Below are 22,867 nucleotides of genomic sequence, written 5' to 3'. Positions count from 1 at the left end.
GACGTCGGCCAACGAGCGTCCGTCGTAACCGCACCGCTGCGGCGTATGGATTCCGGGTGTGCGCTTCGCGCGCCCCGGAATGACAAAAGAAGGGCCGGACGCGTGCCGGCCTCAGCCCGCGATCTCCAGCCGCATCCCATCGAACCCCGGCACCACGCCCTCAGGCAATTCCTTGCGCAGCGTCTCGTAGTCGATATCCGCGTGCATATTGGTGATCACGGCGCGCTTCGGCTGGAAGCGGGCGATCCATTTCAGTGCAGTTTCGATGTTGAAGTGGCTGGCGTGGTGCTTGTAGCGCAGGCCGTCGATGATCCACAGGTCGAGGCCTTCAAGGGCGCTGAAGCTCTGTTCGGGGATGTCGTGGACGTCGGGCGTGTAGGCCGCGCCGGCGATGCGATAGCCGAGCGCGGGGATATCGCCATGCTTCAGCAGAAACGCAGTCAGGGTCAGGTCGCCGCCGGCGCCCGCGATCGTCTTGCTGTCGCCGGCCTCGATCTCGCGCGATTCCAGGATCGCCGGATATGAGCTGCCCGGCGCTTGCTTGAAGCAATAGGCGAAACGGTACAGCACGTGCTCGCCGGTCGATTGGTTGAGATACACCGGGATGCGCCGCTTCATTGCCATCACCACCGAGCGCAGATCGTCGATGCCGTGGGTCTGATCGGCGTGCTCGTGGGTGAGGAATACCGCGTCGAGATGATCGACGTCGGCGCTGATCAGTTGCTCGCGCAGGTCCGGCGAAGTGTCGATCAGCACGCGGGTGATGCCACCCTCCGGCGTGATGCGCTCGGCCAGCAACGAGCAGCGCAGCCTCCGGTTTTTCGGGTTGGACGGATCCGCGGCGCCCCAGCCGAGCGCGGGGCGCGGCACGCCGGCGGAGGAGCCCGAGCCGAGGATGGTGAGCGTCAGCGTCATGCGGCGACCCCGATTGTCAAAGGCGTCATGCGGCGGCGGGCGCCGGCACCTTGCCGAACAGGCGGAAGAAGTTCTCGGTCGTCTGGCGGGCGATCTCGTCGAGCGACACGCCGCGGACCTCGGCCAGCACCTTGGCGGTCTCGACCACATAGGCGGGCTCGTTGCGCTTGCCGCGATATTTTCCCGGCGCCAGATACGGCGAGTCGGTCTCGACCATGACACGGTCGGCCGGCAGTTCGGCGGCGAGATCCCGCAGCGTCTGCGACTTCTTGAAGGTGAGAATGCCGGTGAAGGAAATCATCAGTCCGAGGTCGATGGCCTTCATCGCGAGATCGCGGCCGCCGGTGTAGCAATGCAGCACCGCGCGAAAAGCTCCCTTCCCCATTTCGTCTTCGAGAATCTTGCCGCAATCCTCGTCCGCCTCGCGGGTGTGGATCACTAGTGGCAGCCCGGTCTCGCGCGCCGCCGCGATATGGGCGCGGAAGCCGCGCTCCTGCGCCGGCCGCGAGCCCATTTCGTAGAAGTAATCGAGCCCGGCCTCGCCGAACGCCACCACCTTCGGATGCTGCGCCAGCTTCACCAGCTCATCGGTGGTGATGCCGTCTTCCTCGTCGGCGTGATGCGGGTGGGTGCCGACCGAGCAGTACACGTTGGGAAACCGCTCGGCGATCGCCACCAGGTCGGGCAGCTTCTTGACCCGTGTCGAGATCGTCACCATCCGCCCCACCCCGCTCGCCTCCGCACGGGCGACGATGCCGGCGAGGTCGTCGGCAAAGTCGGGGAAATCGAGATGGCAGTGGCTGTCGACCAGCATGGCGTCAGCTTGCCGCCGGCTCGACGTAGCGCGGGAAGATCGGCGCCGGCGCCGGCAGCGGCGTGCCCGGCACGATCCGGGTCGGCAGCGCCGCGAAGTTACGCGAACCTTCCGCGACGCCGAGGATGTCGAGCAGCTTCGCCGCCGAGGTCGGGATCGCCGGCTGCGCCAGGATCGCGATCTGCCGCAGCACTTCGGCGGTGACGTACAGCACCGTCTTCTGCCGCGCCGGATCGGTCTTGGCGAGCGCCCATGGCGCTTCACCGGCGAAGTAACGATTAGCTTCGGCCACCACCGCCCACACCGTATTCAGCGCCTGATGGATCTGCTGCGTCGCCATCGCGGTCCGCGCCTGTGCGATCATGCCGTCGGCCATCGCCAGGATGGCGCTATCGGTCTCGCTGAACGCGCCGTGCTCGGGCACTTTGCCATCGCATTGCTTGGCGATCATGGTGAGCGAACGTTGCGCCAGATTGCCGAGGTCGTTGGCGAGATCGGCGTTGATGCGGTTGACGATCGCCTCGTGATTGTAGCTGCCGTCAGAACCGAACGGCACCTCGCGCAGGAAGAAGTAGCGCACCTGATCGACGCCGTACTGGTCGGCCAGATTGAACGGGTCGACGATGTTGCCGACCGACTTCGACATCTTCTCGCCCTTGTTGAACAGGAAGCCGTGGGCGTAGACGCGCTTCTGGATCGGGATGCCCGCCGACATCAGGAACGCCGGCCAGTACACCGCATGGAAGCGGATGATGTCCTTGCCGATGACGTGAACGTCGGCCGGCCAGTAATGCCAGTTCTTGTCGGATTCATCCGGGAAGCCGACGCCGGTGATGTAGTTGGTCAGCGCGTCGACCCAGACATACATCACGTGCTCGGGATCGCCCGGCACCTTGACGCCCCAGTCGAACGTGGTGCGCGACACCGACAGATCCTTCAGCCCGCCTTTGACGAAGCTCACCACCTCGTTGCGGCGCGCGTCGGGGCCGATGAAGTCCGGCTGCTCCTCATAGAGCTTCAGCAGTCTGTCCTGATAGGCCGACAGCTTGAAGAAGTAGCTCTTCTCCTCGACCCACTCGACCGGCGTGCCTTGCGGACCACGGCGAACGCCGTCCTCGCCGACGACGGTTTCATCCTCGGCGTAATAGGCTTCGTCCCGGACCGAGTACCAGCCGGAATAGCTGTCGAGATAGATGTCGCCGCTGGCCTGCATCCGCTTCCAGATTTCCTGGACGGACGCGTGATGCTGCTCCTCGGAGGTGCGGATGAAACGGTCGTAGGAGATGCCGAAGCGATCATCCATGTCGCGGAAGCGGCCGGCATTGCGGGTGGCAAGCTCAGCCGGCGTCATCCCCTCGCGTTGCGCGGTCTGGATCATCTTCAGGCCGTGCTCGTCGGTGCCGGTCAGGAAGAACACGTCCTTGCCGTCGAGACGCTGGAACCGGGCCAGCGCGTCGGTCGCGATCGCCTCATAGGCGTGGCCGATATGCGGCGCGCCGTTCGGATAGGAGATCGCCGTGGTGATGTAGAATGAATTTCGCTGCGCCATCTGCGCGGACGCCTTTCAAATCTGGATCGGTTGAGCGCGGCGGCGCTGACCATGCCGGGCGATCGATCGCCGGATCGGCGTCAGCGCACCGCCTCCGCGAGAAGCCCGAACACCGAAAATACCAGCGGTTTCCGCTCGAGATTGTAGGCTTCGGTGTCGCGTGCGGCGCGGCCGATCTTTTCCCATACCTCCGCCAGCCGTGCAAGGCGCGGCAGTTCCGCATTCGGATCGGGCGTGCGCAGCCGCGCCGCGACCCAGCGGTCGACGCCATCGACAAAGGCCTGCAGCGTCGCGCGATCGGTCCCGCCGATCGCGTCGCCGAGCGCGTGCAGTGCGCGGGGATCGACATTCGGCAGGCTGTCGAGCAGCGCGGTCGTGGTCTGCTGCAGCGACAACGCGCCGCCGCCCATCAGCATCAGCGCGCGCGCGACGCTGCCTTCGGACGCCGCGGCCGCTTCGCCGAGCTGCGGATCATCGCGCTCGAGACCGGCCGCATCCGCCGCTGCGGCGATCACGTCGGCGGTCGCGAGCGGGCGTAGCATCAGCTTGCGGCATCGCGATTGGATCGTCGGCAGCACGCGCGCCGGCGCATTCGACAGCAGCAGGAACAGCGAGCGCTGCGGCGGCTCCTCGATCACCTTGAGCAGCGCGTTCGCCGAATTGGCATTCAGGTCGTCGACGGTGTCGACGATGCACACCCGCCAGCCGTCGATCGCCGCGGTAGCGCCGAAGAACGAGATCGTCTCGCGCGATTCATCGACAGTGATCACGTTGCGCAGCACGCCTTTGTCGTTGACCGAACGCTCCAGCGTCAGCAGCCCGCCATGGGCCTCGGCCGCGATATGGCGCGCCACCGGGTGATCGGGATCGATCGCCAACGAGGCTGCGCTCTGCACCGCGTCCGATTGCGGCTCGCGATGCGTCAGCACGAACCGCGCCATCCGGTACGCCAGAGTCGCCTTGCCGACTCCCTGCGCGCCGCCGATCAGCCAGGCATGCGCAATCCGCCCGCCGCGATAAGCGTCGAGCAGCGCCTGCTCGGCGGCGGCGTGACCGTACAGCTCCGTGGTCTCGCGCGGATGCCGGACGGTGTTTTCCGGCGCCGCTGCCTTCGAGGCGGCCTTGCGGGCACTCATGCCGATTTCGCCCCGCTGCGGGCTGGCTCCAGCAGACGTAGGCGTACCGCCTGCCAAATCCGGTCGGCGACCTCCTCCGGCTCGGCGTTGGCATCGATCAGCACGCAGCGCTCCGGCTCCTGCGCGGCGATCTGGCGAAACACTTCGCGCAGGCCGCGGTGGAAATCGATCGCCTCGGATTCGAACCGGTCCGGCGTCTCGCTGCCGCGGCGCACCGCGGCGCGCGCCAGCCCGATCTCGACCGGAATATCGAGGATCACGGTGAGGTCCGGCTTCATGTCCCCGATCGTCACCTGCTGCAGCGCGTTGAGCAGATCCAGGCTGACGGCGCCGAGCTTGCCCTGATACGCCCGGGTTGAATCGTAGAAGCGGTCGCACAGCACCCATTCGCCGCGCGCCAGCGCCGGCTCGATCAGGGTGCGAACATGGTCGTCGCGGGCAGCGGCGAACAGCAGCGCCTCGGCATCGGCACCGCCGATCAGCTTGCCGATCCCCGCCAGCAGCGCGCTGCGGATCGCCTCCGCGCCGGGCGAGCCGCCGGGTTCGCGGGTCACCAGCGCGCGCAGCCGCGCCTTCTCCAGCCGCTTCGCCAGCAACCTGATTTGGGTCGACTTGCCGGCGCCCTCTCCACCTTCAAAGGTGATGAAGCGCCCGCGCAATGAACGATTTGTCGGCTTCTTTTGAACCATGGTCAGAGCTTTGCCATGCCGGCCCGCACCAGGCCGATCGCCAGCTCGCTGGCGCCGTCGAGCGCGCGCCGCATGGTCGAGCCGACCGGATTGGCCTCGGCCGCCTTCAGCGGCACCTCGACTGCCAGATTGGGGCCTCGCCACACCCGGACCATTCCGACCCGCTGCCCGGACTCGACCGGAGCCGGCACCGGCCCCTGATACACGATCCGTGCGATCAGCTTGTCGCTGCCGTTCTTGCGCACCATCACGCGGACCGGCTCGGCCGGCGTCAGCGGGACGTAGCGCTTCTCGCCGCCGAACACCCGCGCGTAGCCGATCGTGGCGTCATTGGCGAACAGCGACCGCGACTCGAAATTGCGGAAGCCCCATTCCAGCAGCTTCTTGGCTTCGCTGGCGCGGTCGTCGGCATCCTCGAGACCGTTCACCACCACGATCAGCCGCATCCCGTTTTGCACCGCCGAGCCGACCATGCCGTAGCCGCCCTCCTTGGTGTAGCCGGTCTTGAAGCCATCGGCGCCCGGCATCGCATTCAGCAGCGGATTGCGATTGGTTTGGCGGATCTTGTTCCAGGTGAATTCCTTCTCACCGAACAGCGGGTAGTATTCGGGATAGGTCAGGATGATGTGGCGGGCGAGCTTCGCCAGCTCGCGCACGCTCATCTTGTTGTCGGGGTTCGGCAGCCCGGTGGAGTTGGCGAAGGTCGATTGCGTCAGCCCGATTTCGCGCGCCCGCTTGGTCATCTGCTCGACGAACGCCGCTTCGCTGCCGGCGATGCCCTCGGCCAGCACCATGCATGAGTCGTTGCCGCTCTGGATGATCGCGCCGTGCAGCAGATTGTCGACCGAGATGATGCTGTGGATCTCGGCGAACATCGTCGAGCCGCCGGCCGGCGCGCCGCCGTTGCGCCACGCATTCTCGCTCACCCGGTATTCCTGGGTGAGTTGGAGTTCGCCGGCCTTGAGCAGATGAAACACGGTTTCGACCGTCATCAGCTTCATCATGCTGGACGGCGCGCGCAGTTCGTCGGCGTTCTTCTCGAACAGCACACTGCCGCTTTCGGCATCGACCAGGATGGCGCTCGGCGCCTGAGCCTCGAAACCGGAATCGTCCTTCTTGGCGCCCTGCACGCTCTGATTGGCGGCGGTCACCGGCCCTGCCCCGATCGCCACGGCGATCAGGCCCGCCAACAGGCCGCGCCAAAGGGACGAGCGCGGAGAAAGCAGCGAAGTCAGGACGGCCATCGACGGGATTTCCAGGGCAGCGTTACGACCGCCGGCCGTGCAACCGGCGCGGCCGTTTTCGATTGTGGTGACGGACGATCAATCCTACCGTGAGCGCAAGCTCGCTTCCACACAAACTCAATAACAATCAGGGCGGATACACCATGGCTTCCACACGCACCGTCACAGTCAATGGCATCGAACTGTTCCTGCGTGAACAGGGTGAAGGTCCGCTGGTGGTCCTGTGCCACGGCTGGCCGGAGCTGTCGTATTCGTGGCGGCACCAGATCGGCGCGCTCGCGGACGCGGGCTATCACGTGGTGGCGCCTGACATGCGCGGCTTCGGCCGTTCCTCGGCTCCCCAAGCGGTCGAGGCCTACAGCATCTTCGATCTGGTGGGCGACATGGTGGCGTTGGTGGCCGAGCTCGGCGAGACTCGCGCCGCGATCATCGGCCATGATTGGGGCGCACCGGTCGCCTGGCACGCGGCGCAGTTTAGGCCAGATCTGTTCGCGGCGGTCGCGGGCCTCAGCGTGCCGCCGCCGTGGCGCGGCAAGGGCCGGCCGCTGGAACTCTTGCGCGCCGCCGGTATCACCAATTTCTATTGGCAGTATTTCCAAAAGCCCGGGGTCGCCGAGGCTGAATTCGAGCGCGATGTCGCAGGAACGATGCGGGGCATGCTGTGCGGCGGCTTCGCCGACCCGGCGCGCTCACTGTTCGTGCCGGAAGGCCGCGGCTTCGTCGGCCGGTCAGCCGCCACGTTGCCGCTGCCGAGCTGGTTGACCGAGGCCGAACTCGCCTTCTTCACCGAGCAATATAAAGAGAGCGGCTTCCGCGGCGGCCTCAACTGGTACCGCAATATCGATCGCAACTGGGAGCTGACCGCGCCCTGGCAAGGCGCTCAGATTCGCCAGCCCGCTGCGTTCATTGCCGGCAGCAACGACCCGGTGATTTCCGACAAGATGAGCGGCAAGCATCTTGCCGTGATCGAGCGGGTGCTGCCGAATCTGAAACAGAAGCTGATCATCGACGGCGCCGGACATTGGATCCAGCAGGAAAAGCCCGCCGAAGTGAATGCGGCGCTGATCGCGTTTCTGAAAGAGAACTACTGAGACGATTTGAGCGACTGGATCTCGCCGCTCAATACAGGCCGCGGGCGGACAGCAGGTTGCCGATCTCGTCGTTGCGGCGGACCGGCGCGCTGGCCGGCTCTGCATCGGCTTCTTCTGAGCCGACATTGTAAGAGACCGCGCGCGGGTTCGGCGCCAGCGCCTGCCGGTTGGAGCGGCTGCTGCGCGAGGCCGAGACTTCGGTGGTGGCGCCGACCGAAGCGACGTCCATCGAGGTGTTGCCGAGCGAATATGGCCGACCTTCCGGCAGCGGAATGTTGCCGTGGATCCGGCCGCCGCCACTGCTGGCGCTCGCGCTGCCGAAGTCCGGCACGAAAGGCTTGGCCGACGCGATGCGGACGCCGGTGGGCGCCGGGGCCGGTTCGCCCTGGCGCAGCGTCGCGATCAACTGCCGGTCGTCGGAGCCCTCGAGCGGTGCCCGGCCGACATATTCGACCCGCACCTTCGCGGTGCCTCTGTGTTTGAATTCAAGCAGTTCGGCGGCTTTGTTCGAAACGTCGATGAGCCGGTTGCCGTGGTACGGTCCGCGGTCGTTGATGCGCACGATCAGCGACCGGCCGTTGGCCATATTGGTCACCCGGGCGTAGCTCGGGATCGGCAGGGTCGGATGCGCCGCCGACAGCGACGCCATGTCGAAAACTTCGCCGTTGGCCGTCAGCCGGCCATGGAAGTCATCGCCGTACCAGGAGGCCAAGCCTTCGGCGCGGTAATGCGGATTCTCTTCAGGAACGTAGGTGCGGCCGGCAACGACGTAAGGCTTGCCGACCCGATAGGTGCCGCCGCCCTTCGGCACGGGCTCGCCAAAGGCGACCACGCGCGGGCTCGACGACACGCCGTATTTCGGATCAAGCCGGCTGAATTGGCCGTTCTGGGCACAATTGGCAAGGACAAGGCAGGCACCCGCAGCGACCACGACACGCGCGGCACGGCCTTTGGAATCTCGCTCGCGAATCCCCATGAGTCCCCGAATACCATTCCCGCAGCCAGCGCCCAACTCGGCGCTTCCCCAGCCACGACCGATGCACGCCCATTCCGGCATCGGTTGGGAGCATATCGCACAGCGAACACGGCGAAAATGGGACCAGTCAAACTTGATCGATTGATGGTTAAGGCTTTTTCGGTCCACCAGCTGCCCCACCCAACGCTCTTCATCGCACGCTTGCCCCCGCACGCCGATTCGCGGAACACTGCACCGCAGAGTGAAAGGACCGCCTGTGACCGCCCCCCTTCTCGATCGCACTCCGTCCCGCACAGATCTCGCTTGGGCGATCGCCCTCGGGGCATTGCAACCGTGTCGTTCGCGGCGCTGCTCTATGCGTCGTGGCAGTTCGCCGGCACGCTATTTCTGATCTTTGCCGGCGTGCTGTTCGGCGTTTTCCTCAATGCGCTGACCGAGCTCACAGGCAAGCTGGTCGGCGGGCCTCATGGCCTGCGGCTGGCGCTGATCTGCCTGGTTCTGACCAGCCTGACGATCGGCGTGGCGTTTCTTGGCGGCAACACCATCAGCCAGCAGGCCAAGGCGCTGTCCGGCACGATCAAGACGCAGATCGTCAACGTGAAGGCATTCCTCGAGCGCAATGGCGTCGATACCGGCTTCCTTGAGCTCAACACCACGCCAAGCGCAGCGCATCCCGAAACCACGACACCCGTTCAGCCACGCAACCTGCCGAGTGCCGGCGAGATCGCTTCCGGCGGCGGCGCGATCGTCAGCCAGACCCTGAAGCTGATCCTCGGCACCATCGGTGCCGTCGGCAACTTCTTCATCGTGATGTTTCTCGGGCTGGCCTTCGCGGCGCAGCCGTCGGTGTATCGCAACGGATTGGTGCGGATGGTGCCGCGGCGCTATCGGCCACAAGCCGACGTCATCGTCACCGACACCGGCGAGATGTTGAAACGCTGGCTGCTGGCGCAGCTGATCACCATGATGGCGGTGTTCGCCGTGACCGCGACCGGTCTGTCGCTGATCGGAATTCCTGGAGCGTTCATCCTCGGCATCCAGGCCGGCCTGCTCGCCTTCATCCCGACCGTGGGCGCGATTCTGGGCGGGCTGATCATCGTGCTCGCCGCGATCGGCTCCGGCTGGATCGCCGTGGTCAGCGCCTTCGTGCTGTTCCTCGGCGTTCACGCGCTTGAAAGCTACATCCTGACGCCGTTGATCCAGCGTCAGGCGATCGACATCCCGCCGGCCACGCTGTTCGCGATGCAGATCCTGCTCGGCATCGTTTTCGGATTGTGGGGGCTGGCGCTGGCGTTGCCGCTGATGGCGATCGGCCGGGTCGTGCTCGACCATCTGCGCGGCGAGGAACCGGCCGAGCTGATCACTCCGGCCGGCGCCGCACCGCTTGCGATTAAGCCTGAGACGTAAGCACCGTCTCGGTATGCTCGACATCCGGCGGCGCGGCGAAGAAGCCGCCGACGAGGCCGCGCCACTCGGTGAAGTTCTCCGAGCCGCGGAAGTCGACGGTGTGGTTCTCTAGCGTCTGCCACTTCACCATCAGGCGGTAGCGCTGCGGCTTCTCGATCGACTTGTGCAGCTCGAAGCCGCAGAACCCTTTGGAGCGGCCGAACGCCTCGCGCGCCTTGGCGACCGCGGCTTCGAAGTCGGCCTCGCTGCCGGGTTTGACGTCGATCTGTGCGATTTCGGTGATCATGCGCGTGCGCCTCGTCCGTGATGGGACGAGCGTCTTATCGCACCGGGCGGCGCAATTGAAGCGGTCGGAAGCAGCGCTTAGGCCACCGCCTGCCCGACCTCGCCGCCTCGTGCGACAACCTGATGCTCGCGTGCCTGTGCAGCCTTGCGCCGGCTCTCCTCGAGCGACACCGGCTGCTCCACGGTTGCGACCACGCGGTTTCGGCCGCCGCGTTTGGCTTGATACAGCGCGGTGTCGGCCGCGGCGAGCAGCACCTCGAGCTCGACACCGGCCGGCCCGCCGGCGACGCCGATCGACACCGTGGTCGCCACCGGCGCGTCGTCGACCTCGATACCGCAATTCTGGAACGCCTCGCGGACGCGGTCGGCCGCGGTGACCGCCTCGTCGATCGGGCACGGCAGCAGCGCGGCGAACTCCTCGCCGCCGATCCGGCCCGACAGGTCCGAAATCCGTAGCGAATTGGTAACGATGGCAGCAAACAGCTTCAGCACTTCGTCGCCGGCCGGGTGACCGAACCGGTCGTTGATCGACTTGAAGTGGTCGATGTCGAAGATCAGCGCCGACACCGGCCGGCCGGCGATCGCTTCGCGCTCGATCATCCGGGCGCACGCTTCGGAGAAGCCGCGGCGGTTGAGCATGCCGGTCAGCGGGTCCAGCGACGCGGCGGTCTTGTGCAAGCTGACCGAACGCTCGGACACCAGCATAAAGATCACGAACACGGTGCCGATCGCGTACAGCACCAGTTCAACGGCAAACAGCACCACCCAGACGTTGCCGGCGAAGCCGGAATGCGGCGACGGCCACAGATCGGCCAACACGATCGGCAGCATCAGCACGGCGCCATGCAGCAGCGGCACCACCATCGTTGGCCAGCGCCGATGCATCGCTTTGCGACGCTCGGCAGCGAGCTGGCTGGCAGTCAGACCGGCATAGGCGGCGACGATCGCGGCGCCGATCGTCATCCGCAGCGCGTCCTGTTCGGGCGGCAGGCTGGTGACGGCCGCAAGCCAGGCAAGCGCGCCGAGGAACAGCCCCGGCCAGTTCGGCTTCAGACCATGGAACACCCGAGCCGCGTTCCACATCATGCCGCAGGCGATAAAGCCGAGGCTGGCCATCGCCAGCGTGATCACCTCGCCGAACACCGGCGTGAGGATGGTCCACAGCGCCACCGTGATGGCTCCGAGCAGGTAGGCGTTTCCCCACCAGTTCAGGGCGAGGATTTTCTCTTGGCGGCCGAAATAGTGCAGCATCACGCCGAGCAGCGCGCAGATCAGAGTCGCAACAAGGAACAGTGTCGAGATATCGAGCGACATGATTGGTACTCGGTGATGGCTTCCGGTGATGGCATTTCAACACCGCGGGCGCGGCGCTGATCCCCTCATGCAGGCGATTTGACTCCGGGTGAATTGAAATCGCGTTTGTTCGACAGGTCCGATTTGTCCGATAACTCGCTGGAAATTGCCGACAATTTGCGTGCAAAGCCACGCTCGCCGGTAAGCCTGCCCCCGGCCGCTTGCGCCATTCCAAACGGCAACAAAAAAGGGCGCCCCGCAGGGCGCCCTTTGGATCGACCGACGAGACCGGGAAAGATCAGCGCTTCGAGAACTGGAAGGAGCGGCGGGCCTTGGCCTTGCCGTACTTCTTACGCTCGACGACGCGGCTGTCGCGGGTCAGGAAGCCGCCCTTCTTCAGCACGCTGCGCAGCTCCGGCTCGAAATTGGTGAGCGCCTTGGAGATGCCGTGACGAACCGCACCGGCCTGGCCGGACAGGCCGCCGCCGGCGACGGTGCAGATCACGTCGTACTGGCCGGCACGGGCCGCGGCGACCAGCGGCTGCTGGATCATCATGCGCAGCACCGGACGGGCGAAGTAGGTTTCGACCTCACGGCTGTTGACGGTGATCTTGCCGGCGCCCGGCTTGATCCAGACGCGGGCGACCGCGTCCTTGCGCTTGCCGGTGGCGTAGGCGCGACCGAACTTGTCGACCTTCTTGGTGTAGGTCGGCGCGTCCGCGGCAGCGACGGTGGTCTTCAGCGCGGCGAGCTGGTCGAGAGACTGCATGGTCTCGGACATCTTATGCGGCCCTCATGTTCTTGCGGTTCATCGCACCGATGTCGAGCTTCTCGGGCTGCTGAGCTTCGTGCGGGTGTTCGGCGCCGGGATAGACGCGCAGGTTGCCCATCTGGACACGGCCGAGCGGACCGCGCGGGATCATGCGCTCGATCGCCTTCTCAACCACGCGCTCCGGGAAACGACCTTCGAGGATCGCCTTCGCAGAGCGCTCCTTGATGCCGCCGATGAAGCCGGTGTGATGGTAGTAAACCTTGTTGTCGCGCTTGCGACCGGTCAGCACCACCTTCGAGGCGTTGATGATGATGACATTGTCGCCGCAGTCGACGTGCGGGGTGTAGGTCGGGAGGTGCTTGCCGCGCAGGCGCATCGCGACCAGCGTGGCGAGCCGGCCGACCACGAGACCGGTGGCGTCAATAATGACCCACTTCTTCGTGACTTCGGCGGGCTTGGCCGAAAACGTCTTCATGAGAATGATCCATGACAGGGGGAATTCGGTGCACGAAGCACCGGACTGCGGGCGCTTGTAGAGAAGCACCGCTTTCGCGTCAATCCCTTCCGGCCTGAATTTCGCCTGTCAAACCAGATGGTTACAAATAAGGTGCAATAATACCTTCTAAAACATCAAGCGACTGGAATGGAATAGGTCGACGTCACATGGGCGATCGGATCCGGCGAGGTGCCGGACAGCAGCGTCACCTCCCCGACCGCCAGCCGCCGGCCGAGCTTCAACAGCTTGGCGACCGCGACCACGTCCTGGCCGGGCTGGCCTTTCCGCAGGAAGTTGATGTTGAGATTGGTGGTGACCGCGAGCGCGACCGGACCGATCGCCGACAGCAGCACGACGTACATGGCGAAATCCGCCAGCGCCATCAGGGTCGGCCCCGAAACGGTGCCTCCGGGGCGCAGCATCCGGTCGCTGTAGCGCTGCCGTAACAGAGATGTGCGACCATCGGCGGTCTCGATCGAAATGTCACCGTGGCTGAACGCCTGCGGGAACTCGCGCTGCAGAAATTCTTCGAGTTCGGCTACGCCCATCCTCGCATGTGTCATGTCGTTCCCGCCCCTGCTCTCGCTTCGTTCGGCTTGTTACAATAAGGTGACGCTCGTTCCCAGCGCTTCATTTTGTTCCCGGACGTCGCCATGACCGTGTTGCCCGCTTTCGCTGCGACCCAGCCTTCACCGATTCTGTTGCGCGAGACCGTCGATGGCGGTGTTGCAGTGCTGACGTTGAACCGACCGGCGGCGCGCAACAGCCTGTCGCTGGAGATGATCGACGATCTGCACGCGGCGCTGGATCTGATCGGCCGCGATGACGGCGTGCGTGTCGTGGTGATCGCCGCCAATGGACCCGCGTTCTGCGCCGGCCACGACCTCAAGGAGCTGACCGCACATCGCAATGACGCTGATCGCGGCCGTGCCAGCTTCACCCGGATCATGACCGCCTGCAGCGCGATGATGCAGGCGATCGTCAAACTGCCCAAGCCAGTGATCGCGGCGGTGCAAGGCGTCGCCACCGCGGCAGGCTGTCAGCTGGTCGCGAGCTGCGATCTCGCGATCGCGTCCGAGCAGGCGACCTTCGCGACGCCCGGCGTCGATATCGGACTGTTCTGCTCCACCCCGATGGTGGCGCTGTCCCGCAACGTGCCGCGCAAGAACGCGATGCACATGCTGCTGACCGGCGAACCGGTCGGCGCCGACGAAGCCCGCCAGATCGGCCTGATCAATCGCGTGGTGCCGCACGGCACCGAGCGTGCGGCGGCGGTCGCGCTGGCCGAGCAGATCGCCGGCAAATCTGCCCACACCATCAAGATCGGCAAGGAAGCGTTCTACCGCCAGACCGAGCTCAACCTCGCCGACGCCTATCACTACGCCTCGCAGGTGATGGCCGAGAACATGATGGCCGCTGATGCCGAAGAAGGCATTTGCGCTTTCCTGGAAAAGCGCCAGCCGGAATGGAAGGATCGTTGATCCGCCCTTCGACCATGCCCCGTCATTGCGAGCGAAGCGAAGCAATCCAGGGCCAAGCACCGGAAGCTGGATTGCTTCGTCGCTTCGCTCCTCGCAATGACGGACTTTTAAGATGAACCACGACAGCTACCCCGACAACTACATCCGCGCGATCCTGAATGGTGTGAAGACGATTGCGATGGTCGGGGCATCGCCGCTCAACGTGCGGCCGAGCTACTTCGTGTTCAAATATCTCACCGAGCGCGGCTACGACGTCATTCCGATCAATCCCGGACAGGTCGGCAAGAGCCTGCTCGGCAAGCCGTTCGTGGCGTCGCTGAAGGAGATCGACCGGCCGCTCGATATGGTCGACGTGTTTCGCGGCTCCGCGCATGTGATGCCGGTCGTCGACGAGGTGCTGTCGCTGTCGCCGCTGCCGAAAGTGATCTGGATGCAGATTGGGGTGCGCAACGACGAAGCCGCCGCAAATGCCGAGGCTGCCGGCCTCAAGGTGGTGATGGATCGCTGCCCGAAGATCGAATACGGCCGGTTGTCGTCGGAGATCTCCTGGATGGGGGTGAATTCGCGTACCCTCAGCGCCAAGCGCGCGCCGATTCCGGTCAAGGGAATGCGGCTGTCGCTCGATCGTCAGAGTGTCGCCGGCGCCAATACCGCCGCGTCCGACCGCGCCGTGAAGAGCCGCAACGAGGCGGGCTGAACGCCGCAGCGCGGCTGCCCCGCCGGCGCTTGACCTGATCCGGGGTTCCGATCAGATAGCTCAACCATCAGCCAGAGTACGGAGGGATCGACCATGACCGAACGCAACCCGGGATTCGCGACGCTGGCGGTCCATGCCGGCGCCCAGCCCGATCCCACCACCGGTGCGCGCGCGACGCCGATCTATCAGACCACGTCTTACGTGTTCAACGATGCCGACCACGCCGCCTCGCTGTTCGGCCTGCAGGCGTTCGGCAACATCTACACCCGCATCACCAACCCGACGACGTCGGTGCTCGAAGAGCGCGTCGCCGCGCTGGAAGGCGGCACCGCCGCGCTCGCCACTGCGTCGGGCCACGCCGCGCAGCTCGTCGCGCTGCAGCAGTTGATGCAGCCGGGCGATGAATTTATCGCCGCGCGAAAACTCTATGGCGGGTCGATCAATCAGTTCACCCACGCCTTCAAGAGCTTCGGCTGGAACGTGGTGTGGGCCGACACCGACGACGTCGCCAGCTTCCAGCGTGCAGTGTCGCCGAAGACCAAGGCGATCTTCATCGAGTCGATCGCCAATCCGGGTGGCAGCATCACCGACATCGAGGCGATTGCGGAAGTCGCGCGCAATACCGGCGTGCCGCTGATCGTCGACAATACGCTGGCGACGCCCTATTTGATCCGCCCGATCGACCATGGCGCCGACATCGTGGTGCATTCGCTCACCAAGTTCCTCGGCGGCCATGGCAACTCGCTCGGCGGCATCATCGTCGATGCCGGCACCTTCGATTGGTCGAAGGACGGCAAGTATCCGATGCTGAGCGAGCCGCGTCCCGAGTATCACGGCCTGAAGATCCAGGAGACATTCGGCAACTTCTCGTTCGCAATCGCCTGCCGCGTGCTCGGCTTGCGCGATCTCGGCCCGGCGCTGTCGCCGTTCAATGCCTTCATGCTGCTGACCGGCATCGAGACGCTGCCGCTGCGCATGCAGAAGCACTGCGAAAACGCCAAGGCGATCGCCGAATTCCTCTCGACCCACAAGGCGGTCGATGAGGTCAACTACTCCGGCCTCGCCTCCAGCAAATACGCCGCCCTCGCCCGCAAATACGCGCCGAAGGGCGCCGGCGCGGTGTTCACCTTCAGCCTCAAGGGCGGCTATCAGGCCGGCGTCGATCTCGTCGCCAATCTGAAGCTGTTCTCGCATCTGGCCAATGTCGGCGACACCCGGTCGCTGATCATCCACCCGGCCTCGACCACCCACAGCCAGCTCGACGATGCCCAGAAGACCGCCGCCGGCGCCGCGCCCAACATGGTGCGGGTGTCGATCGGCATTGAGGACAAGGACGACCTGATCGCCGACCTCGACCAGGCACTCGGCGGCTGACCGGGAAACACTGGAGCAGCGTCGTCGAGGAGGCGGCGATGAGCAGCGGTCATTTCGAACTGCGGCGGCTGGAAGCGCTCAGCAACACCGTGTTCGGCGTCGCGATGACGCTGCTCGCCTACCAGGCGCCGCGCGAGAAGTTCGCCGGCGGCGATCCGCAGTGGCACGAGATCTGGCACGTCTACGGTGCCTTCGTCTCGACGCTGCTGCTCAGCTTCATCGTCGCCGGGATGTTTTGGTACAGCCACCAGCAGCGGCTGGCCTACGCCACACACGCTGGCCGCAGCGAGGTGATCGGCAATCTGTTCTTCCTGTTGTCGATCATCCTGCTGCCGGTGACCTGCGGCCTTTACGGCAACAACTACGACTCGCCCAACGTCACCACGCTGTACAGCTTCAACCTGTGGCTGATCGCGCTGTTCAACACCGCGCTCTGGGCACTTGCGGTCGCGCCGCGGGGCGACTGGCTGAAGCTGGCGACACCGGCATTTTCGTTCGTACTGTTTACCTTTGCGACGTTGGTCTGTCTGGTCGAACCGCACTGGCCGAAATTCATCTGGCCGCTGGCGTTCCTGTCGCCCGCAATCAGCGCGTGGGCCGAGAAGCGGCGATAGCAACTCTCATGACGGCATTCGTTGCCGCGATCGAAGCCGCTGGGGCCGCCATGGTGTGGCAGCCCCAAGCATCGAACGGCACGCTCCGCAGATCCACCCGATCGAAGAACGGCCCGACCAGGACTCCTCAGGGACTAAGCCTGGCCGGGATCGACCAGAAGCTTGATGCACGCGTCGGCCTTTGACAGCGTCGAGAAGGCAGCAGCCACTCCCCCGCGTCCGACCGTCCCCGAGATCAGGGGAGAGACGTCGCAGTGTCCCTCCGCGATCGCGTGCAGCGTGGCGGCGAATTCGGCGGGGCTGTAGCCGAACACAAACCGCAACGACAGCTGTTTGTTGATCGCCAGCGACGGCTCGATCGTATCGCTTTCCATGCAGACGCCGACCACGATGATGGTCGCCGTCGGCGGGGATTTCTCGATCAGCTGCTGCAGCATGCCCGGCACGCCCACGCATTCGAACACCACGGCATCGCGGATCGTACGCCCCTGCAGCGTCGCGGCGCCGAAGCTCGCCAAGGTCGCGGGAACGTCGAGAGCCTCCCAGCGATCGTGTGGCGAGTGCTCACCAGGATCGATCACCAGGTCGGCACCGAGCGCCACAGCTGCGGCGCGCCGATGTGGTGAGAAGTCGCTGGCGATGACCGGACCGATTCCCCGCGCCTTGAGCGCGGCAATCACCGACAGACCGACCGGTCCGCAGCCGATCACCAAGGCCACGCTACGCGGTGTCAGCGGCGCACTGGCGACCGCATGCGCGCCGACCGCCATCGGCTCGGTGAGCGCAGCGCGCGCGTCATCAAGTCCATTCGGCACTTCGAGCAGCAGCGCCTCCTGCAGCACCATTCGTTCGGCAAAGCCGCCGGGAAAGCGGTTCGAGTAGCCGACGAGTTCGCTGCCCGCCGGGCCGAATGCGGCCGGCACCGAAACCACCTTGGTGCCCGGAGCAAGGGTTTTGTTGCAGCCAGGACCGTGGTCGATCACTTCGGCGCAGAACTCATGGCCGAACACGACGTCCTGGGATGGGTCGAGGCTGGGGCGTCCGCCGGCGCGGCGGGTGAGTGCAATCATGTGATCGAGATGATGAAGCGCGTGAAGATCCGATCCGCAGATCCCGCAAACCAGCGTCTTCACCAGCACCTGGCCCTCGCCCGGTGTGACTTCGGCGATGTCTGTGTCGACCAGCTGGCCGGCACGCCTGACGACAGCCTTCATTGCGCAGCTCCCGCCAGAGCATTCATGACGCGCGGCAGATTGGGTTGCCCAGTGTGCGCGGTCAGTCCGCCATCGACCGGCATAGCAACGCCGGTGACGTATGACGCGGCATCGGAGGCGAGGAACGCGATGACTTGCGCAATCTCCGGTGGGCTCGCGAACCGGCCGATCGGCACCCGATCTTCCCAATCGGCGCGCAGACCCGGGATACCCTGAACGCCTGCGAGGATCGGGGTGTCGACCGGACCAGGGCACACAGCATTGACCCGTATTCCATCACGCGCATGATCGATTGCTGCGGTGCGGGTGAAGTTGATGACGCCTGCCTTCGCAGCGTTGTAGGCCGCGAATCCGAAGTCGCCGGCGAGGCCCGAAGCCGAGGCGGTATTGACGATCGCCCCTGCCCGCTGCGCGACCATCACCGGGAGCGCGGCTTTGCAGCCGAAGAACACGCCGTCGAGATTGATCGCGAGCACCTTCTTCCAGTCCTCGACCGGCAGTGCAGCAATCGACGACAGGCTGCCGATCCCGGCGTTGTTGATCAGCACATCGAGCCGCCCGAAGGCAGCTACCGCGCCGTCGATCAGCGCGGTCACCGATCCGAAATCAGACACGTCGGTGGTGATGAACCGTGTGCGCTCGGCGCTGAGTTCAGCAACCAAGGCATTCCCCGCCGCTACGTCGAGATCGCCGATCACCACGCTCGCGCCTTCGGCATGAAGGAGCCGCGCGGTCGCCGCGCCGATGCCGGATGCTCCACCTGTGATCACCGCGACTTTTCCACCAAAGCGCGTGCGCTCATTCATCCTCTTGTCCTCCCGGGTCGATGTTTATAATTATAGCGCACTATAATAACACCGCGGCAAACGCCGCAACAGGGAGGAATGAGATGGCAGAACACGATCGCCTGGTCGGCGGACAATTACTGGCAAAGACGCTGAAGGCCGCTGGTGTCACCCAGGCGTTTGCGCTGCACGGCGGACATCTCGAAGCGCTGCTCAAGGGGTGCATCGAGGAAGACATCGCCCTGATCGATTTCCGTCACGAATCCTCGGCGGGCCACGCTGCCGACGCTTATGCGCGTGCCACCGGCAAGCTCGGGGTCTGCATTGTCACGGCCGGGCCCGGATTCACCAACGCACTCTCGGCGATGACCAACGCGCAGCTCGATGGCTCACCGGTGCTGTTCATCGTCGGAGCGCCGCCGCTGCGCGAGATCGAAACCAATCCGCTGCAAGGCGGCATCGATCAGGTCGCGATTGCGCGGCCGGCGGTGAAGTGGGCGTTCTCGATCCCCAGCACGGAGCGGATCGCCGATCTCACAGCGATGGCGATCCGTAAGGCGATGACGTTGCCGCGGGGCGCCGTGCTGCTCGAAGTGCCGATCGACGTGCTGCACATGAGCGTCTCCGCTGCGCGCGCCACTCCACCGGCCGGCGTCGGCGTCAATCCGCGCCCCGCGCCTGCCCCGGCTGAGGTTGCGCGATTAGTTGAGCTGCTGAAGGCGGCCAAATGCCCTGTCTTGATCGCGGGCAATGGCGCAGCCAATCACGAAACCGCGGAGGCGTTGCGAGCGCTGTGCGCCAAAGTGCCGCTGCCGGTGTTCACCAAGTCGCTGGCGGCCGGCATCCTGCCGCCGGGCCACCCCTGCAATGGCGGTGCGGCCGGCAACCTCGCCTTGTTGCCGATGCTGGGGATCGATCGGCCGGATCTGGTCATCCTGCTGGGCGGCAAGCTCGGCCTGCTGCTCGGCGGACGTTCAGGCGTTCTGGTGCCGCACGGCGCAACCCTGGTGCAGATCCACGGCGATGCGGCCGAGATGGGCCGGATCCGCGACGTCGATCTGGCCATCCTGGCGGACTGCACCGAGGCAACGCGCGCGCTCGACGCAGCTCTGAAAGATGTCCAGTTCAACGAGTTGGAAGGGTGGCGGGCGAAGGCGGTCTCGGCAACCGGGCTGTTTGCCACGATGTTTCCCGATCATGAGACCGCGCAAGGCATTCATCCGTACCACGCGGCTCGTGCAGTCGCCGAAGCCGCTGGGCCGGGGGCGATGTATGTGTTCGATGGCGGGGAATCCGCATCATGGGGCGCTGCGGCAGCGGTGGTCGATCGGCCGGGGGCGGTGATCAGTCACGGCTATCTCGGCTGCCTGGGGATCGGACCAGGATTTGCGATCGGCGCCCAGCTCGCAGCTCCAGACCGTCGGGTGATCCACCTGACCGGCGACGGCGCGTTCGGATTCCACCTGCAGGAACTCGACACCATGGTCCGGCACCGCTTGCCGATCGTTACCGTGGTCCTCAACAATGAAGTCTGGGGAATGTCGATCCACGGGCAGCAAATCATGTTCGGCAGCAACTATCATGTGATCTCGAAGCTGGGCGGGACGCATTTTGCCAACATCGCCCAGGCCTTCGGCTGCCACGCCGAGCGTGTGACCCGCTTTGCCGACCTCGCGCCGGCGCTGGAGCGCGCCTTCGCCAGTGGCGGCCCGGCGTTTATCGAGGTGATGACGGATGCCGACGTGGTGCATCCTGTGACGGTGGCGATGCTCGGTCAGGTTCAGGAAGGCAGCAACGACGTGTTGATCCCCTATTACGAGAACATCCCCGCAGACACGGCCTGAGATGACGCTATCGACGAGCACCCTGGAATCGCGGCGGCGCGGGCTGGTCACAGCCGCGCACGCCCTGATCCGCGAATCCGGCGGTGCCGGGTTTTCAATGATCCAGCTCGCCAAGCGCGCGGGCGTGAGCCCGGCGACGCCCTACAATCTGGTCGGGACGAAGGCCGACTTGTTGCGGCTGGTCGTTCGGGACGAGTTCGCCGCGTTCGAAACCCGCCTCGCCACCCGGCCCCCAGGATCGCCGCTTGCGCAGCTCGAGGCGGCGATTGATCTCGTGGTGAAGCACTATTGCGCAGAGCCTGCGTTCTATCGCGGTCTCTACGCCGCGATGCAGGGCGAGCACGCCGTCGAGCTCCGCGGGATGATGCTCGCCGAAGGGCAGCAATTGTGGTGCGCGATGGTGCGCACTGCGGTGGATGCCGGCGAGATCCAGCGCGTCATCGACGATGAAGCCTTCACCGAGGTGCTGCTGCGCGCGATGGCCTCAACCACGGAAGCTTGGCTCGCCGTGAACTGGAGCCGGAAGCGCTTCGCCCAGGAGATGCATCTGGCAACGCGCCTGCTGCTGCTGGGCGTGGTCACCAAAACGGCGCGCAGCCGGATTGCTGCTGAATTCGCATCGTCGCGCCGGACCAGCGCACGAACGCCTGCGCGAACGGGCAGGTCCGCCAGGTCGTAGTCGGCCGCCGCGACTATGCCGATAGGGCTGGCTTGGATGGAAGTCGCTCGGCAGCACCGCGATCAAGCGAGGTTTGATGGCCGCTCGTCGCTGTCAGCCGTTCAGCGTGCAGCACGGCCAGCGTCAGCACCACCAGTGCCATTGCCTGATGCGCCAGAGCGAGGTCGATCGGCGCGGCGTACAGCACGGTGAAGATGCCGAGCGCGCCCTGGGCTGTCAGCGCCAGGAACAGCAGTACCGCGCCACGTGCCGCGGCCCCTGCCCGCGTGCGCAGCGCGTCAATCATGTGCAACGCCGCCAGCGTCCACAGCGCATAGGCCAGCATGCGGTGATCGAACTGCACGGTGAGATGATTGTCGAATAGGTTCTTCCACCACGGGCTTTCGAACCACAGCCGCGCCGCGTCCGGGATCAGCGCGCCGTCGATCGTCGGCCAGGTGTTGTACACCCGCCCGGCGCGCAGGCCGGCGACCAGCGCGCCCGCGTAAAGCTGCACGAAGGTCAGCCCGAGCAGCAGCAGTGCGGTCGCCTTCAGCCGCGTCGGCGCGGCCGCGCGCGCCCGGTCCGACAGCCGGCGCAACGTCCAGACGATCGCTGCATAGATGATCAGCGCCAGCGACAGATGCGTGGCGAGCCGCACCTGCGACACTTCGGTTCGCTGCGACAGGCCGGACGCGACCATCCACCAGCCGACCGCGCCCTGCAGCGCGCCGAGCGCGAAGATGATCCACAGCGCGCGCTTCCACTGCGGACCGATTGCCCCGCGCCACAGGAACCAGAGGAACGGCAGCAAATAGACGATGCCGATGACCCGGCCGAGCAGCCGGTGGCTCCACTCCCACCAGAAGATCGTCTTGAACTGATCGAGCGTCATGCCGGCGTTCAGTTCGCGATATTGCGGGATCTGCTTGTAGCCCTCGAACGCGGCGTGCCACTGCGCATCGGTGAGCGGCGGCAGCGTGCCGGTGACCGGCTTCCATTCGACGATCGACAGCCCGGATTCCGTCAGCCGCGTCGCGCCGCCGACCAGGACCATCATGGCGATCAGGGTCGCCACCAGGGCCAGCCAAATCCGTACAGCGCGAACTCGGGACGATGGCGGCGCCGCGGCGATGGTCATAAAGCATCCCTTGAACGGATTTTTCCGCACTCTATAGTCCGGCCGTTCTTACGCGCAAGGCGTTGCGAGAACGCATCAACGGCGTGTGAGCGAGGCATGAATATTCGAACCCGGAAATTGATTGGAACCGTCGGCCTGCTGCTGCTGGCGATCGTGTGGTCGCTGACCGCGATGGCGTTCGCGCAGGCGCCGGTGATCGCAGACTCGAAATGGCTGCAGGCCGTGTACTACGTGGTCGCCGGCCTCGGCTGGGTGCTGCCGGCGATGCCGCTGGTCACCTGGATGTCGCGTCCCGATCCGACCGAATAAGCGATCTGACGCAATTCAAAACAGAAACGCCGCCACCGGGACCACGGTGGCGGCGTTGTTGTTTCAGAGATGAGAAGCTCGGT

General features: G+C 65.4%; 23 protein-coding genes and 1 pseudogene. 9 read left to right on the top strand and 15 right to left on the bottom strand.

Annotated elements, in window-relative coordinates; genetic code table 11:
• Positions 1-111 precede the first annotated feature (111 nt).
• From LRC39_RS14005 to LRC39_RS13980, 6 genes are all read right to left on the bottom strand, one after another.
• On the bottom strand, positions 112-915 hold the full coding sequence (locus LRC39_RS14005) for an MBL fold metallo-hydrolase (protein ID WP_346294695.1): 804 nt from the start codon (positions 913-915) through the stop codon (positions 112-114).
• Positions 916-940: 25 nt separating this feature from the next.
• The gene (locus tag LRC39_RS14000; RefSeq protein ID WP_346294694.1) at positions 941-1,729 is read right to left on the bottom strand and encodes a TatD family hydrolase; all 789 of its coding nucleotides are present in this window, start codon (positions 1,727-1,729) and stop codon (positions 941-943) included.
• A gap of 4 nt (positions 1,730-1,733) precedes the next feature.
• Positions 1,734-3,278 carry a methionine--tRNA ligase gene (gene metG / locus LRC39_RS13995; protein ID WP_346294693.1) on the bottom strand — a complete coding sequence of 515 codons (1,545 nt, stop codon included), beginning with the start codon at positions 3,276-3,278 and terminating at the stop codon, positions 1,734-1,736.
• Between the two features lie 80 nt (positions 3,279-3,358).
• The gene (locus tag LRC39_RS13990) at positions 3,359-4,414 is read right to left on the bottom strand and encodes a DNA polymerase III subunit delta' (RefSeq protein ID WP_346294692.1); all 1,056 of its coding nucleotides are present in this window, start codon (positions 4,412-4,414) and stop codon (positions 3,359-3,361) included.
• Complete coding sequence (tmk, locus tag LRC39_RS13985; RefSeq protein ID WP_107344698.1) at positions 4,411-5,103, bottom strand: dTMP kinase; 693 nt, start codon at positions 5,101-5,103, stop codon at positions 4,411-4,413. Before tmk ends, LRC39_RS13990 begins: the two co-directional genes overlap by 4 nt.
• Before the next feature lie 2 nt (positions 5,104-5,105).
• The gene (locus LRC39_RS13980) at positions 5,106-6,347 is read right to left on the bottom strand and encodes a D-alanyl-D-alanine carboxypeptidase family protein (protein ID WP_346294691.1); all 1,242 of its coding nucleotides are present in this window, start codon (positions 6,345-6,347) and stop codon (positions 5,106-5,108) included.
• A gap of 143 nt (positions 6,348-6,490) precedes the next feature.
• Between LRC39_RS13980 and LRC39_RS13975 the strand changes: the two genes are divergently transcribed.
• Complete coding sequence (locus tag LRC39_RS13975; RefSeq protein WP_346294690.1) at positions 6,491-7,438, top strand: alpha/beta fold hydrolase; 948 nt, start codon at positions 6,491-6,493, stop codon at positions 7,436-7,438.
• A gap of 28 nt (positions 7,439-7,466) precedes the next feature.
• On the opposite strand, the gene LRC39_RS13970 is transcribed toward LRC39_RS13975, so the two are convergent.
• Positions 7,467-8,414, bottom strand: a complete 948-nt coding sequence (locus LRC39_RS13970; protein WP_107355775.1) for a septal ring lytic transglycosylase RlpA family protein — start codon at positions 8,412-8,414, stop codon at positions 7,467-7,469.
• Between the two features lie 256 nt (positions 8,415-8,670).
• On the opposite strand from LRC39_RS13970, the pseudogene LRC39_RS13965 reads away from it, so the two are divergent.
• A pseudogene (locus LRC39_RS13965) lies at positions 8,671-9,821 on the top strand (AI-2E family transporter).
• Here the strand turns inward: LRC39_RS13965 and LRC39_RS13960 are convergent.
• From LRC39_RS13960 to LRC39_RS13940, 5 genes are all read right to left on the bottom strand, one after another.
• Positions 9,805-10,107, bottom strand: a complete 303-nt coding sequence (locus tag LRC39_RS13960) for an antibiotic biosynthesis monooxygenase family protein (protein WP_011158321.1) — start codon at positions 10,105-10,107, stop codon at positions 9,805-9,807. The pseudogene LRC39_RS13965 and the gene LRC39_RS13960 sit on opposite strands and share 17 nt — an antisense overlap.
• A gap of 77 nt (positions 10,108-10,184) precedes the next feature.
• The gene (locus LRC39_RS13955; protein ID WP_107355777.1) at positions 10,185-11,420 is read right to left on the bottom strand and encodes a GGDEF domain-containing protein; all 1,236 of its coding nucleotides are present in this window, start codon (positions 11,418-11,420) and stop codon (positions 10,185-10,187) included.
• Positions 11,421-11,697: 277 nt separating this feature from the next.
• A complete protein-coding gene (gene rpsI / locus LRC39_RS13950) occupies positions 11,698-12,180 on the bottom strand; it encodes a 30S ribosomal protein S9 (protein WP_107344691.1) in 483 nt (160 codons plus the stop codon).
• Position 12,181: 1 nt separating this feature from the next.
• Positions 12,182-12,646: a 50S ribosomal protein L13 gene (rplM, locus tag LRC39_RS13945; protein ID WP_011158318.1), complete on the bottom strand. Its 465-nt coding sequence runs from the start codon at positions 12,644-12,646 to the stop codon at positions 12,182-12,184.
• Between the two features lie 155 nt (positions 12,647-12,801).
• Positions 12,802-13,230, bottom strand: a complete 429-nt coding sequence (locus LRC39_RS13940) for a PaaI family thioesterase (protein WP_107344690.1) — start codon at positions 13,228-13,230, stop codon at positions 12,802-12,804.
• Positions 13,231-13,320: 90 nt separating this feature from the next.
• Between LRC39_RS13940 and LRC39_RS13935 the strand changes: the two genes are divergently transcribed.
• The 4 genes from LRC39_RS13935 to LRC39_RS13920 all read left to right on the top strand — a co-directional run bounded on the left by LRC39_RS13935 (position 13,321) and on the right by LRC39_RS13920 (position 16,833).
• A complete protein-coding gene (locus tag LRC39_RS13935) occupies positions 13,321-14,148 on the top strand; it encodes an enoyl-CoA hydratase (RefSeq protein WP_346294689.1) in 828 nt (275 codons plus the stop codon).
• Positions 14,149-14,260: 112 nt separating this feature from the next.
• Positions 14,261-14,845: a CoA-binding protein gene (locus LRC39_RS13930; protein WP_346294688.1), complete on the top strand. Its 585-nt coding sequence runs from the start codon at positions 14,261-14,263 to the stop codon at positions 14,843-14,845.
• A 93-nt stretch (positions 14,846-14,938) separates the two neighbouring features.
• Positions 14,939-16,219 (top strand): O-acetylhomoserine aminocarboxypropyltransferase, encoded by a 1,281-nt coding sequence (locus tag LRC39_RS13925; RefSeq protein WP_346294687.1) that lies wholly within the window; start codon positions 14,939-14,941, stop codon positions 16,217-16,219.
• A gap of 38 nt (positions 16,220-16,257) precedes the next feature.
• Positions 16,258-16,833: a TMEM175 family protein gene (locus LRC39_RS13920; RefSeq protein ID WP_346294686.1), complete on the top strand. Its 576-nt coding sequence runs from the start codon at positions 16,258-16,260 to the stop codon at positions 16,831-16,833.
• A gap of 134 nt (positions 16,834-16,967) precedes the next feature.
• On the opposite strand, the gene LRC39_RS13915 is transcribed toward LRC39_RS13920, so the two are convergent.
• Both LRC39_RS13915 and LRC39_RS13910 read right to left on the bottom strand, forming a co-directional pair.
• Complete coding sequence (locus LRC39_RS13915; RefSeq protein ID WP_346294685.1) at positions 16,968-18,047, bottom strand: zinc-binding dehydrogenase; 1,080 nt, start codon at positions 18,045-18,047, stop codon at positions 16,968-16,970.
• On the bottom strand, positions 18,044-18,853 hold the full coding sequence (locus LRC39_RS13910) for an SDR family NAD(P)-dependent oxidoreductase (RefSeq protein ID WP_346294684.1): 810 nt from the start codon (positions 18,851-18,853) through the stop codon (positions 18,044-18,046). Before LRC39_RS13910 ends, LRC39_RS13915 begins: the two co-directional genes overlap by 4 nt.
• 83 nt (positions 18,854-18,936) lie before the next feature.
• Between LRC39_RS13910 and LRC39_RS13905 the strand changes: the two genes are divergently transcribed.
• On the top strand, positions 18,937-20,676 hold the full coding sequence (locus tag LRC39_RS13905; protein WP_346294683.1) for a thiamine pyrophosphate-binding protein: 1,740 nt from the start codon (positions 18,937-18,939) through the stop codon (positions 20,674-20,676).
• Between the two features lies 1 nt (position 20,677).
• The gene (locus tag LRC39_RS13900; RefSeq protein ID WP_346294682.1) at positions 20,678-21,355 is read left to right on the top strand and encodes a TetR/AcrR family transcriptional regulator; all 678 of its coding nucleotides are present in this window, start codon (positions 20,678-20,680) and stop codon (positions 21,353-21,355) included.
• A gap of 13 nt (positions 21,356-21,368) precedes the next feature.
• Here LRC39_RS13900 and LRC39_RS13895 read toward each other — a convergent pair whose 3' ends face one another.
• The gene (locus LRC39_RS13895; protein WP_346294681.1) at positions 21,369-22,475 is read right to left on the bottom strand and encodes a COX15/CtaA family protein; all 1,107 of its coding nucleotides are present in this window, start codon (positions 22,473-22,475) and stop codon (positions 21,369-21,371) included.
• 96 nt (positions 22,476-22,571) lie between these two features.
• Between LRC39_RS13895 and LRC39_RS13890 the strand changes: the two genes are divergently transcribed.
• A complete protein-coding gene (locus tag LRC39_RS13890) occupies positions 22,572-22,784 on the top strand; it encodes a DUF2842 domain-containing protein (RefSeq protein ID WP_107355786.1) in 213 nt (70 codons plus the stop codon).
• The last annotated feature ends 83 nt before the right edge of the window (positions 22,785-22,867 follow it).

It is taken from the genome of Rhodopseudomonas sp. P1 (assembly GCF_039642825.1).
Lineage (GTDB): Bacteria > Pseudomonadota > Alphaproteobacteria > Rhizobiales > Xanthobacteraceae > Rhodopseudomonas > Rhodopseudomonas palustris_H.
This window is presented reverse-complemented; position numbering and strand designations above follow the sequence as displayed.